The sequence below is a fragment of the Pseudomonas sp. C9D1 genome, from assembly GCF_056491235.1.
The window spans coordinates 274,251-286,226 of record NZ_JBSZIE010000001.1 but is presented as its reverse complement, the minus strand read 5'-3'; the positions used below and the strand labels follow the sequence as shown (position 1 = coordinate 286,226).

Genomic DNA, 11,976 nt, shown 5'->3' with positions numbered 1-11,976 from the left:
TCAGAGCATCCCGTCGGTGGAGCGCTTGCCGTAGCGCGCCACGAGCTTGAGGTAGAGGAAGATGATCACCAGCATCATCGCCACCAGGGTCATGGCCACCGCGCTGCCGAAGGGCCAGTTGCGCGATTGCAGGAACAGGTCGACCAGGGCGTTGCCGACGAAGAACACCTTGCCGCCGCCGAGGATGGCGGGGATGAGGAACTCGCCCATGAGCAGGATGAACACCAGCATGGCGCCGGTGATCACCCCCGGCGCGGAGAGCGGCAGGGTGACCCGGCGGAAGGTTTCGAAGGCGCTGGCGCCGAGGTCGGAAGAGGCCTCCAGCAGGCGCTTGTCGAGCTTCTCCAGGCTGACGTAGATGGGGAACACCATCAGCGGCAGGTAGCCGTAGACGATGCCGATCAGCACCGCCGTGGGGGTGTTGATCAGGCGCACGTCCTCCAGGCCGACGCTGGCCAGCAGCGCGGGAATGCCCTTGCCGCCGAGGATGAAGATCCAGGCGTAGGTGCGGATCAGGAAGCTGGTCCAGAACGGCACGATCACCAGGGTCAGCAGCAGCGAGCGGTTGCGCTGCACCTTCACCGCCAGGAAGTAGGCCAGCGGGTAGGCCGCCAGCAGGCACACCAGGGTGCCCAGCGGGGCGAGGAACAGGGTGTTGGCGAAGGCCTTGGCCCGCGAGCCGAGGTTGAGGTAGTTGTCCAGGGTCAGCGCGGCGGCGTAGCCCCCCACCGGGCTGCGCTCGCCGAGGCTGAAGACCAGGATGATCACCAGCGGCATCAGCAGCATCAGCAGGAACCACAGGGTGGAAGGCAGCAGCAGGAGCAGCGTGACGCGGCGGCCGAGGCTGCGGCTTTCGACCGGCGCAGCCTGGCCCGCATCGACCGCTGCGGGAGCGCTGAGAGCGACGTTCATGGAAGAGTCCCTACGATTCATGGAGGCGACCTGGGAGCGAACTCTGCTCGCGAATACGGCGTCGCGATTCACGGGTGGAGCTCGCCCCTGCGACGGCAGCGACGGTCAGGCAGCCTTGAAACGCGCCATCAGTTCGGCACGCTCCGGGCTGGTGAGGGTGGCGGCGGCGCCGAACTCCAGGGCGCTGAGCAGCTCGGCGGCCGGGTACATGATCGGGTCGTCGAGCATCGCCTTGGGCAGCAGCGCATCCACGCGCTTGTCGCCGCTGGGGTAGCCGTGGGCCTCCACTTCCAGCTTGTTCACCTGCGGGTCGAGGAGGAAGTTGATCAGCGCGTAGGCGGCATCCGGGCGCTCGGCGCCCTTGGGAATGGCGAAGAAGTCGCTCCACAGCTCGCCGCCTTCCTTGCCCAGGGTGAACTGCATGTTCGGCAGGTCGCGGTGCAGCTGCGAGCCGTCGCCGGTCCAGCACATGGACATCCAGGCATCGCCGTTGCGCATCGAGGGCTGGTAGTCGGAGTTGATGGCGAACAGGTGCGGCTTGACCTCCAGCAGCAGTTTCTCGGCGTCGGCCAGCTCTTTCGGGTCCAGCGAGTTGAAGCTGTAGCCGAAGGATTTCAGCGCATTGCCGATGGCGGTGAGCTGGTAGTCGTGGACCATCACCCGGCCGGAGGCGTCGCCCTTGGCCAGTTCCCAGAACTCCTTCCAGCTGCTGGGCTTGGATTTGATCTTGTCGCTGTCGTAGACGAAGCCGGTGGTGCCCCAGTTCTTCGGCACGGCGTAGAGCTTGCCGTCGACGATGCCCTGCTCCATGAAGCGCTTCTCGTAGCTGGCGGCATCGAAGTTGGGCAGGCGCGCCAGGTCCAGCGGCTCGATCAGGCCCAGCTCGACGTAGGTGCTGATGGTGTAGTTGGTGGGCACGAAGAGGTCCCAGCCGCTGCCGCCAGCCTGGAGCTTGGCGAGCATCTCCTCGTTGGAGCCGAAGACGTTCATCTGCACGTGGGCGCCGGTCTTCTCGGCGAAGGCGGCGAAGTTCTCGGCGTTGTGGTAGTTCGGCCAGGTGGCCAGCACCACGCGGTCGCCGATGGCCTTGTCGGCGCCATAGGCCTTGCTGGTGAGCAGCCCGGGCATGTTGCTGGCGACCACCGCGGCGGCCAGGCCGAGGCCGGTGCGGCCGAGGAATTCGCGTCGGGTGATGGAGCCGTTCTGCCAGCTGCGCATCTGTTTGATGAAGTCTTTACGGTCCATTGCCTGCTACCCCGCCAGTTCGTCTGTGGTTTTTATTCACTGCAGAAGCCCCCGCGATGCCCTGCAGGGGGGGTTGAAACCTAGAGCGCCATGGCCAGGCCGGCGGCCTGGTCCCAGCCGATGCGCACCGGCGCGCCATGCTCGAAGGCCGCCTTGTCGCGCCCGGTGTGGCCCGGCACGCGCACGCAGACGATGCCGAAAGGCTCGGTGCGCACGCGGTATTCGGTGAGGTTGCCCAGGTAGATGCGGTCCACCACTTCGCCGGCCAGGCTGATCTCCCGGGCCAGGGCGTCGGCGGCGTTGCCGATGGCGATCTGCTCCGGGCGCACGGCGATGCAGCCGGGGTCGCTGGCGGCCAGGCGCGGGCCGGTGGGGGTGGCCGGGCTGGCCAGTTGCAGGCCCTGGGGCATGTCCAGCAGCACGCGGTCGCCGTCCACCTGGCGCACGGTGCCGGTGAACAGATTGGATTCGCCGATGAAGTCCGCCACGTAACGGCTGGCGGGGGTCTCATAGAGCTGTTCGGGGGTGGCGGTCTGAATAATGCCGCCGTCCTGCATGACGCTGATGCTGTCGCTCATCGACAGCGCCTCTTCCTGGTCATGGGTGACCAGCACGAAGGTGATGCCGACCTCGCGCTGCAAGCGCAGCAGTTCGGATTGCATCTCCTTGCGCAGCTTGCGGTCCAGCGCCGCCAGGGGTTCGTCCAGCAGCAGCACCGTGGGCTTGTTGACCAGGGCGCGGGCCAGGGCCACGCGCTGCTGCTGGCCGCCGGAGAGTTCGTGGGGCTTGCGCTGGCCGAAGCCCGTGAGGCGCACCATCTCCAGGGCTTCGTCGGCGCGGCGGCGCTGTTCGTCGCGATCCGGCCGCGGGTTGAGGTAGCGCAGGCCGTAGGCGATGTTCTCCGCCACCGTGAGGTGGGGGAACAGCGCGTAGCTCTGGAACACCATGTTCACCGGCCGCTGGTGCGCCGGGATGCCCGCCACCGGACGGCCGCCGAGCCAGACCTCACCGGCGCTGGGCTGCTCGAAGCCGGCGACCATGCGCAGGGTGGTGGTCTTGCCGCAGCCCGAGCTGCCGAGGAAGGAGTGGAAGGCGCCGCGACGGACCTTGAAGTTCAGCCCGCTGACCGCGCGCACCGAGCCGTAGCTCTTTTCCACGTTGCGGAATTCGATATCGAAGACAGCCTCTGCATCGCTCACGACCAGCCCCTTTTCCAAGTGTTCCTGCTTGTGGAGCCACGCTAGCAACCGCCGTTTCGGGCTGTATATATCCCTCCGGGGATAGGGCTGGCCGGTCGCAACCAGCGCCCTGCCGGTCGCCGCAGCTATGCACAGAAGCTGTGGATAACTTTGTGGACAGAGGGTGGATGGGCGCGTGCGCACCACTCCCGGCAGGGGCCACCGCCAACTGTTCAAAAAACGATCAATCGCTTTACCCCGGAGTGCGTCGGTGGCTAGCAGATCGAACCCTGCCGGGCAAGGGTTCGAGTGCCCACAGAAACGGTGGATGAAGCTGTGGATAACTCGTCTATAACCTTCTGCAGCCCAATGGATATGGGCACCTTGCGAATATGTACAAAAAATAAACAGCGGTGCAAAACTGCGATTTCAGGTCGCAGCGGCGACGAAAAGCGCCTGCCACCCGGGCCCCGCGAAGGCAAGCTTTTTTTCTGCATAAAAAGGCTTGCCGCACAGGCCGAAATGCCGCAGGGGGTGTGGTTTTCTGCTCACATTATCTGTGGAACGGATTGTGGATAACTCGTGGACAGGCGGCCCGGGGCCAAGCGCCGCGCGGCTTCCAGCATGATGGATGGTTATTGATCAGCGCCGCTAAATTCCACTTGGCGATAAGCGAAATGCCTCAGATCGCCGCACGCAATACTGCTTCGCTGACCGCCTCGCGCTGGCCGGCGAGGTCACGCACCAAAAGCCCGAGCAACTCCGATTGGCTGCCGATACCGAGCTTGGCGTAGATGTTCTTGCGGTGGATCTTCACCGTGCCGGGGCTGATGGCCAGGTGCTCCGCCACCGAGGCACTGGAGTGCCCGCGCAGGAGCATCTGCACCACTTCCTGTTCGCGGGCGGTGAGCAGGTGGGCGCCGAATTGCTCGAAGGTTTCGCGGATCTTGTAGTCCAGGTCCTGGGCCGGGCGCGGCTGGTAGGCGCGGCGCTGTTCCCAGGCCTCCCCCACCACCTGTTCGACCACCGCCTGGGCGCAGTCGAGCAGTTGCATCTCGTCGCGGCTGTAGGCCGGGCTGCAGGCGCTGCGCATCAGCGAGAGCACCGCCTTGGCGCCGTCGGCCAGGTCGATGAAGAAGGCGATCTCCTCGGTGAGGCCGGTCTGCTGGTAGTAGGTGACGTAGTACTCGCCCAGGTAGAAGTGGTCCGGGGCGAACTGGCGCAGGCGCCACAGGCCGGGGGCCTGGTTGCGGGTGCAGGCGAGGTAGAAGGGGTCGAGCAGGTAGGGGCCGACCTGGTAATCCTCGACGTAGACGTGGCGCTTGTCCGCCGGGAAGGTGTCGAACAGCGCCAGGGGCCGGTGGTTGCCTTCGTAGACGAAGAGCACGAAGTGGTCGACGTGGCAGATCTGCTGCAGCCACTGGGCGAGGCCGAGCAGGCGCGCACGGCCGGCGGGCTGTGACAGCAGGTGGGCGACACCGGTGGTCCAGTGCTTGAGTTCCTTGGGGCGCATCATGGAATCGTCTGACGTGGGACGGCGCTTCGAACACACTAGGCGTTCATCATTTCGCACAGAAATGCACGATTTGCGCCAATATTCCGAACTCTAGCCAATCCCGCGCCAGGCTGCGCGCCGCCTCGCTCAACGGCCTGCGCAGTGCACCTCGATGGTTCGCCGCGCCCCGCGTTGCGTCACCCGACGCTACACCGGGCGGTAGCAGTCAGCCCTTCTTCGCCTTGCCGAACCCCGGGCCCTTGCGCACGGCCTTGGCCTTCGGCGCCTCGCTGTCGATCCAGTTGCCCAGGCGTGCGCTGCCCGGCTTGCCCTGGGACTCCTTGGGCTTCTTCGGCTTCTTGGGCTTTTTCAGGATGGCGCCGGTGGCGTCAGTCTGCGGCACCCGGTGATCGGGGACGAAGCCGGGCTCGTCGCGGCGCTGCAGGGTCTGCTTGATCAGCACTTCGATGGCCGAGAGCAGCTGGACCTCGTCGGCGCAGACCAGGGAGATGGCCTCGCCGGTGGCGCCGGCACGGCCCGTGCGGCCGATCCGGTGCACGTAGTCCTCGGCGACGATGGGCAGGTCGAAGTTGACCACCAGGGGCAGGTCGTCGATGTCCAGGCCACGGGCGGCGACATCGGTGGCGACGAGGATCTGCACCTCGCCGGCCTTGAAGCGCTCCAGGGCGCGCAGGCGCGAGGGCTGCGGCTTGTCGCCGTGGATAGCGTCGGCGGACACACCGGTGCGTTGCAGCTCGTCCACCAGTTCATCGACGCCCTTGCGGGTTTTGACGAAGACCAGCACCTGGCCCCAGCGACGCTCCTGCAGCAGGTGCAGGAACAGCTCGGACTTGCGCTTCTTGTCCACGGTGGTCACCCACTGCTTGACGCTGCGGGCGGCGGCGTTGCGCGGGCTGACCTCGATGGACAGCGGGTCGCGCAGCAGCTCGCGGGCCATCTGGCGGATGGCGTCGGAGAAGGTGGCGGAGAACAGCAGGGTCTGGCGGCGGCGCGGCAGCGCGGAGAAGACATCGTCCAGCTCGCGGGAGAAGCCGAGGTCGAGCATGCGGTCGGCCTCGTCCAGCACCAGCGTCTGCACCTGGTTGAACTTGACCGCGTTCTGCCGGTACAGGTCGAGCAGGCGGCCGGGGGTGGCCACCAGCACGTCGATGCCCTTGCGCAGCTTCATCATCTGCGGGTTGATGCTGACCCCGCCGTACACCGCATAGGTGCGCAGCGGCAGGTTCTGCCCGTAGACGCGGAAGCTCTCGTGAACCTGCTCGGCCAGCTCGCGGGTGGGCACCAGCACCAGGGCGCGCACCGAGTTGGCGGCCACCTGCGGGCCTTCCATGGTCAGGCGCTGCAGCAGCGGCAGGGCGAAACCGGCGGTCTTGCCGGTGCCGGTCTGCGCGGCAGCCATCAGGTCGCGGCCCTTGAGCACGGCGGGGATCGCCTCGGCCTGCACCGGCGATGGGGTCTTGTAGCCGAGCGTGTCGAGCGCGCGCAGCAGGGGGTCGATCAGGCCAAGGGAAGCGAAGGTCATGGAGGTAACAGCCAGGGAACGGAAAGGCGCAATTCTATCAGGCCGTTGGAAAACTACCTGCGTTCCTTGGCCGGATTCCGGCCTCCCGTCAGCTCGTCTGCTGCAGCACCGGCTCCCTGGTCTTGCGCCACTGCGGCAGGCCGATCAGCACCACGGCGCTGATGATCACCAGCATCGCCAGGCCCTCCTCGCCGCCGATGTGTTCACCGGCGAAGAGCACGCCGAGCAGCACCGCCACCGCCGGGTTGACGTAGGCGTAGCTAGTGGCCGCCGCCGGGCGCACGTTCTTCAGCAGGTAGAGGTAGGAACTGAAGGCGATGATCGAGCCGAACACCACCAGGTAGGCCAGGGCCGCCCAGCCGGCGGGGGTGGGCAGGGTTTCCATGCGTTCGCCACTCAGCGCACTGCCCAGCAGCAGCGCGGCGCCGCCGGCGAGCATTTCCACCGCGCTGGCCATGGGGCCGGCGGGCAGCGGCAGGTGCTTGCTCCACATGGATCCGAAGGACCAGCTGGCGGCGGCGAAGAGGATCAGCGCGGCGCCCAGGGGGCTGGCCTGGAGGTTGGAGCCGAGGTTGAGCAGGGCGATGCCGATCAGCCCGAGGACGATGCCGGCCCATTCCAGACGCGTGGTGCGCTGGCCCCAGATAAGCCCGAACACCAGGGCGAACAGCGGCACCGTGGCCACCGCCAGGGCGGCGACGCCGGAGGCCACGCCCAGGTGCTCGGCCAGGGTGACACCGCCATTGCCGCAGCTGAGCAGCAGCACGCCGATCACCGCGCCGGCTTTCCATTCACGCCAGGTCGGCATGGGCGCGCCGCGCCAGCGCAGCCAGGCGAACATCAGGCTGCCGGCGATGACGAAACGCACGCCGGCCATGAGCAGCGGCGGCCAGGATTCGACGCCGATGCGGATCGCCAGGTAGGTGGACCCCCAGATGATGTAGAGGGCGATGAAGGCGCCGATCAGCAGGAGGGGAAAACGTTGCGCAGGCATGGGAGGCTCGACGATCCGGTTGGCAGGGTGTTTATTCTATGCAAGGCCATATGGGGAAAATAAGCGATGAAACCTGCTTCAATGGCCCCTTAACTTTCGAATCAACGCCAATAAACGCTGTTTGCCTTTTTTCCTAAACACAGCGCGTGGAGACCAACGATGGACAAGTATGATCGCCTGCTGCTCTCGGCGCTGATGGAGAACGGACGCGCCTCGTTCGCCGACCTGGCGCGCCGGGTCAACCTCTCGCCCCCGGCCGTGGCCGACCGCGTGGCCAAGCTGGAGGCCAGCGGGGTGATCACCGGCTACCACGCCGCCGTGGACCCGGCGAAGATCGGCCTGCCCATCGAGTGCGTGATCGAGTTGCGCCTCGCCGACCACGACTCCAAGCGCGCCCTGGAGGCCCTGGAGAAGATCCCGCAGATCTCCCTCTGCCACCGCATCACCGGCGACGCCTGCGTATTGATGAAGGCCGCCGTGGCCACCATGCCGGAGCTGCAGGACCTGATCGACCGCCTCAGCCAATACGGCGCCAGCAAGACCTCGCTGATCCTCTCCACCCCCTTCGAACGGCGCATCCCGGCGGAACTGCAGGTGCACACCGGCAAGGTGGAGGCGTTGCGCAAGGTGTGAAGATGTTCCAGGCGCCGTAAACGTCGGGTTGCACCCGACCTACAGGCTGCGCGACTCCTGTAGGGGCGAATTCATTGGCTCTGTGCGCGTTAGCTGTTGTGGTTTTAATGCAGGAGCTCAAGCACGGTGCTTTCCGGGCACCAAAGTATTTCTGCCACCGCCACCGCATGGGTTTCGCTTCGCTCTACACCATCCTACGAAAGCTCGTGCGCACCACGTGGTGATGCGCTGGACGAAGAAAGTTGGAGCAGCCTCCAACGCCCCTCCAGGAGGCCGAACGCAGTCGTTGCGCCGGGGGACGAGCGGCATGGATGCCGCGAGAGGCGCGCCAGGCCATGGATGGCCCATCGCGCCGGCCCCCAGAGCGACGATGGAGTGAGGGAACCCCGGCGAAGCCGGGGCCGGATGATGGGGCAAGCCCTTTTGGTTCCTTTTCTGGCGACTGAGAAAAGGGACTCGCCCGGGAGGGCGAAACCAGAAACATCACCAGAACTCAGCAATCAGCTGAGCTCAAATCCTCTAGCAACACTTAACGCAGACAGAGCCAATTCATTCGCCAAGCAGGCCGCAGGGCTGCCACCACGGATGCTCCCGTAGGCATCGCCGCGCACGGCTCCGTAGGTTGGTGCCGAGCGCAGCGAGGCCCAACGCAGCCCTATCCGGCCTCGCTGCGGGCAATCCTGTGGGAGCGGCTTCAGCCGCGAAAGACCCGCCGCCGGTACTGAGCTACGGGTGGCCGGACATTCCATCGCGAATGAATTCGCTCCCACCAGGCGGTGCGGGAACCGGCATCGCCTGGTGGATGAAAAGAGCGCCATCCACCCTACGCAAAGCGCGTCGCTGTGCGGGAATCCGGGCGCATCTACAACCGCTTCAGCGCATCGAGGATCTTGGCGGCGGGGACTTTCTGCAGGCTGCAGAACAGCTCGTGGGAGATTCGTTGCACGCCGTGGCGGTCACGCAGGCGCTCGGCGATGAAGAGGGTGAGGTTGGCCGCCATCTCGGCATCGGCCAGCGCCCGGTGGGCCTGGCCCGTGTGGGGCAGGCGCGCCCAGCTGTTGAGGGTGCCGAGCTTGTGGTTGGGCGCCTCCGGCAGCAGGCGACGCGACAGCAGCAGGGAGCAGGCGAAGGCCTGCCGGCGACGGCGACCGAGGCGCGCCAGCTCGGCGTCCCAGAACTTCTGGTCGAAGGAGGCGTTGTGCGCCAGCAGCGGGATGTCGCCGACGAAATCCGCCACCTCGCCCATCACCTGGGCCGCCGGCGGTGCAGCACGGACCATGGCGTTGCTGATGCCGGTGAGGCTCTCGATGAAGGGCGGCACCCAGACGCCGGCGTTCATCAGGCTCTGGTAGCGGTCGACGATGCGGCCCTGGTCGAGGATGACCACGCCTATCTCGGTGGCGCGGCAGTTGTCCCCCGGCGTGACGCCGGTGGTTTCGAAGTCGATGACGGCTATGGGGTCCACGGGGTTTCCAGTGTTTCGCGGGGGCGGCGCGCTGTCACTTGAGCAGCAGGCCGCCCTCGATGGGTACGTAACGGCTGGCGGCACGCACCAGCGATTGAGCGGTGAGGCCGGGCACGCCATAGGCGACGGCTTCGACACCATGGTCGCGAACGCGGTCCAGCAGCAGGTCGAAGTCGCCATCGCCGGAGGCCAGGACGATCTCGTCCACCCGCGCGGCGGCGTCGAGGATATCGATGGTGATGCCCACGTCCCAGTCGCCCTTGGCCGAGCCGTCGGCACGCTGGATGAAGGGCTTGAGCTTCACGGTGAAGCCGAGGTTGCGCAGGATCTGCTGGAACTGCTGCTGGCGGGCGTCGCCCCGGTCGATGGCGTAGGCATAGGCTTCGACGATCTCGCCACGGGCGGCGATGTCCTTCCACAGCGCGGTGTAGTTGAAGTGACATCCATAGGCCTGGCGCACCGTGTAGTAGAGGTTCTGGACATCGGCGAACACTGCGATCTTCTTCACCGGTTTTCCTCGGGTGGCGGGCGTGGGTTTAAAGCTGCGAAAAAAACATAAACGAGGCAGCGCAGTCAGTTTTTTCAACGGTCTGCTAGAGTCGGCGCACAGTATGCCAGCACCGAGGAAAGGACACCCGATATGCCGCTGAACGACCCTCTCTACGCGCCTCCCGCCCTGATCATCATCGATATGCAGCAGGGCATCGCCCGCGTCACCACGCCACGCAACAACCCCCAGGCCGAAGCCCACATCGCCGCCCTGCTCGCCCACTGGCGCGAGCACGGCTGGCCGCTGGTGCACGTGCGCCACATGTCCCGCGAGCCGGGCTCGGTGTTCGCCCCGGGGCAGGACGGCGCGCTGTTCCAGCCGGCGCTGGCGCCGGCGCCTGGCGAGCAGGTGCTGGAGAAGAACGTCACCGATGCCTTTACCCACAGCGCCCTGGAGCGCTGGCTGCATGTGCGCGGCATCCGCCGCGTGGTGATCACCGGGGTCGCCAGCGAGAACTCGGTGGAGGCCACCGCGCGCAGCGCCAGCAACCTGGGCTTCGCTACCACTGTGGTGGCCGACGCCTGCTACACCTTCGCCAAGGCCGACTGGGCCGGCCGCCCGCGCAGCGCCGAGGAAGTGCACGACATGGCCATGGCCAACCTCGCCGGCGAGTACGCCGAGGTGCTGAACAGCGAGGCCCTGCTGGCCGGACTGGTTTCGTGATCGTCGCCCACCTGCCCACGGGCTACCTGATCGGCGCCCTGCTGGAACGTCGCTTCCGCCCCGCCGCCTGCAGCCCGCGCCTGTGGCTGGCGGTGGCGCTGCTCGGGGCCTTCGCCCCGGACCTGGACATGCTCTATTTCCACCTGGTGGATGGCCGCCAGCATCACCACCACAGCTACTGGAGCCACTGGCCTGTGGTGTGGTTCGGCGCCCTGGCGCTGGCCCTCGCCTGGCAGCGGCTGGCGCAGCAAACGTGGGTGCCGACGCTGCTCGTGCTGTTCACGCTCAACGGTTGCGTGCACCTGCTGCTGGACAGCGTGGTGGGCGATATCTGGTGGCTGGCGCCCTGGGTCGACCAGGCCTTCTCCCTGGCCACCGTGACGCCGCGCTACCAGCCCTGGTGGCTGAACTTCATCCTGCATTGGTCGTTCCTGCTGGAGCTCAGCCTGCTGGGGGCGGCGCTCTGGCTGGCGCGCCTCAGGTGGCGAGGCGGATCGACGCAGGCCGCCCTCTAGCGCGTGCGGCGCCTTGGAGATGGTGCGAGGCATCGACTAGAGTTGCCTCATTGCCCTGCATTCCTATGGCGCCGTCGATGAACCCCCTGCTGCTGCTGCGCGACTCCTGGTATTTCTTCAGCCGTCACTTCGGCATGATCGCCTCGCTCTGCCTGCCGGTGATCCTGCTGGAGGCACTGGCCCTGCAACTGGCCTCCACCTGGATGGGCGAGACGCCTTCGGCAGCCTCCGACCTGCTCATCCGCCTGGTGTTCTACCCCCTCTACACCGGCGCGCTGATCGTTTTCCTCGACAGCCGCAGCAGCCGGGTGAGCCTGAAGAAGAAACAGATATGGGGCCTGGCGCTGCTGCGCTGGCCGTCCTTCGCGGTGCTGGCGGCCTTCAGCACGCTGCTGATCATGCTAGGCGCCTCGCTGCTGATCCTGCCGGGGCTGTGGGTCATGAGCCGGCTGGCGTTCGCCGAGTACCTGCTGGTGCTGGACGGCATGTCGCCGATGGATGCCATGAAGCAGAGCTTCCGCATGAGCGACGGGCACTTCCTCACCATCCTCTGCTGCATCCTCCTGGCGATGGGGCCGGTATGGCTCTTCGAATGGTGGGCCTATGGCGAGCTGGGCGAACGCCCGGACACCATCGCCAGCATCTTCGTCGACTGCCTGGACGGCTTCCTGCAACTGTTCACCAGCGTGCTGATCTTCCGCCTGTTCAGCCTGCTGGGGGAGCCGGCAGCGGAACACTGAAAGCCGGCTAATCTTGTCCGGGCCATTGCACAGGGAGATTCAT

Annotated in this window: 12 protein-coding genes; 4 read left to right on the top strand and 8 right to left on the bottom strand. The window is 66.4% G+C overall.

Annotation, left to right across the window (positions count from 1 at the left end):
- From ACXI0U_RS01350 to yedA, 6 genes are all read right to left on the bottom strand, one after another.
- On the bottom strand, window positions 1-912 hold the full coding sequence (locus ACXI0U_RS01350) for an ABC transporter permease (RefSeq protein WP_021217527.1): 912 nt from the start codon (window positions 910-912) through the stop codon (window positions 1-3).
- 105 nt (window positions 913-1,017) lie between these two features.
- Window positions 1,018-2,157: an ABC transporter substrate-binding protein gene (locus ACXI0U_RS01345; RefSeq protein WP_431483404.1), complete on the bottom strand. Its 1,140-nt coding sequence runs from the start codon at window positions 2,155-2,157 to the stop codon at window positions 1,018-1,020.
- A gap of 80 nt (window positions 2,158-2,237) precedes the next feature.
- On the bottom strand, window positions 2,238-3,356 hold the full coding sequence (locus ACXI0U_RS01340; protein ID WP_431483403.1) for an ABC transporter ATP-binding protein: 1,119 nt from the start codon (window positions 3,354-3,356) through the stop codon (window positions 2,238-2,240).
- Between the two features lie 661 nt (window positions 3,357-4,017).
- Window positions 4,018-4,848 carry a helix-turn-helix transcriptional regulator gene (locus tag ACXI0U_RS01335; protein WP_431483548.1) on the bottom strand — a complete coding sequence of 277 codons (831 nt, stop codon included), beginning with the start codon at window positions 4,846-4,848 and terminating at the stop codon, window positions 4,018-4,020.
- 208 nt (window positions 4,849-5,056) lie between these two features.
- Window positions 5,057-6,373, bottom strand: a complete 1,317-nt coding sequence (locus tag ACXI0U_RS01330) for an RNA helicase RhlE1 (protein WP_431483402.1) — start codon at window positions 6,371-6,373, stop codon at window positions 5,057-5,059.
- Window positions 6,374-6,461: 88 nt separating this feature from the next.
- Window positions 6,462-7,367, bottom strand: coding sequence for a drug/metabolite exporter YedA (yedA, locus tag ACXI0U_RS01325; RefSeq protein ID WP_431483401.1), 906 nt, complete (start codon window positions 7,365-7,367; stop codon window positions 6,462-6,464).
- Window positions 7,368-7,526: 159 nt separating this feature from the next.
- Here yedA and ACXI0U_RS01320 point away from each other — a divergent pair, with 159 nt between their 5' ends.
- Entirely contained in the window at window positions 7,527-8,000 is a 474-nt protein-coding gene (locus tag ACXI0U_RS01320) for an Lrp/AsnC family transcriptional regulator (RefSeq protein ID WP_021217521.1), read from the top strand.
- An 862-nt stretch (window positions 8,001-8,862) separates the two neighbouring features.
- Here ACXI0U_RS01320 and ACXI0U_RS01315 read toward each other — a convergent pair.
- Both ACXI0U_RS01315 and ACXI0U_RS01310 read right to left on the bottom strand, forming a co-directional pair.
- Window positions 8,863-9,465 (bottom strand): 3'-5' exonuclease, encoded by a 603-nt coding sequence (locus ACXI0U_RS01315; protein ID WP_021217617.1) that lies wholly within the window; start codon window positions 9,463-9,465, stop codon window positions 8,863-8,865.
- 34 nt (window positions 9,466-9,499) lie between these two features.
- Complete coding sequence (locus ACXI0U_RS01310; protein WP_021217618.1) at window positions 9,500-9,973, bottom strand: NYN domain-containing protein; 474 nt, start codon at window positions 9,971-9,973, stop codon at window positions 9,500-9,502.
- Window positions 9,974-10,105: 132 nt separating this feature from the next.
- Between ACXI0U_RS01310 and ACXI0U_RS01305 the strand changes: the two genes are divergently transcribed.
- The 3 genes from ACXI0U_RS01305 to ACXI0U_RS01295 all read left to right on the top strand — a co-directional run bounded on the left by ACXI0U_RS01305 (window position 10,106) and on the right by ACXI0U_RS01295 (window position 11,933).
- Complete coding sequence (locus tag ACXI0U_RS01305) at window positions 10,106-10,678, top strand: cysteine hydrolase family protein (protein ID WP_350447758.1); 573 nt, start codon at window positions 10,106-10,108, stop codon at window positions 10,676-10,678.
- The gene (locus tag ACXI0U_RS01300; protein ID WP_021217620.1) at window positions 10,675-11,193 is read left to right on the top strand and encodes a metal-dependent hydrolase; all 519 of its coding nucleotides are present in this window, start codon (window positions 10,675-10,677) and stop codon (window positions 11,191-11,193) included. Before ACXI0U_RS01305 ends, ACXI0U_RS01300 begins: the two co-directional genes overlap by 4 nt.
- A 77-nt stretch (window positions 11,194-11,270) precedes the next feature.
- The gene (locus ACXI0U_RS01295) at window positions 11,271-11,933 is read left to right on the top strand and encodes a YciC family protein (protein WP_271659977.1); all 663 of its coding nucleotides are present in this window, start codon (window positions 11,271-11,273) and stop codon (window positions 11,931-11,933) included.
- Window positions 11,934-11,976: the final 43 nt, after the last annotated feature.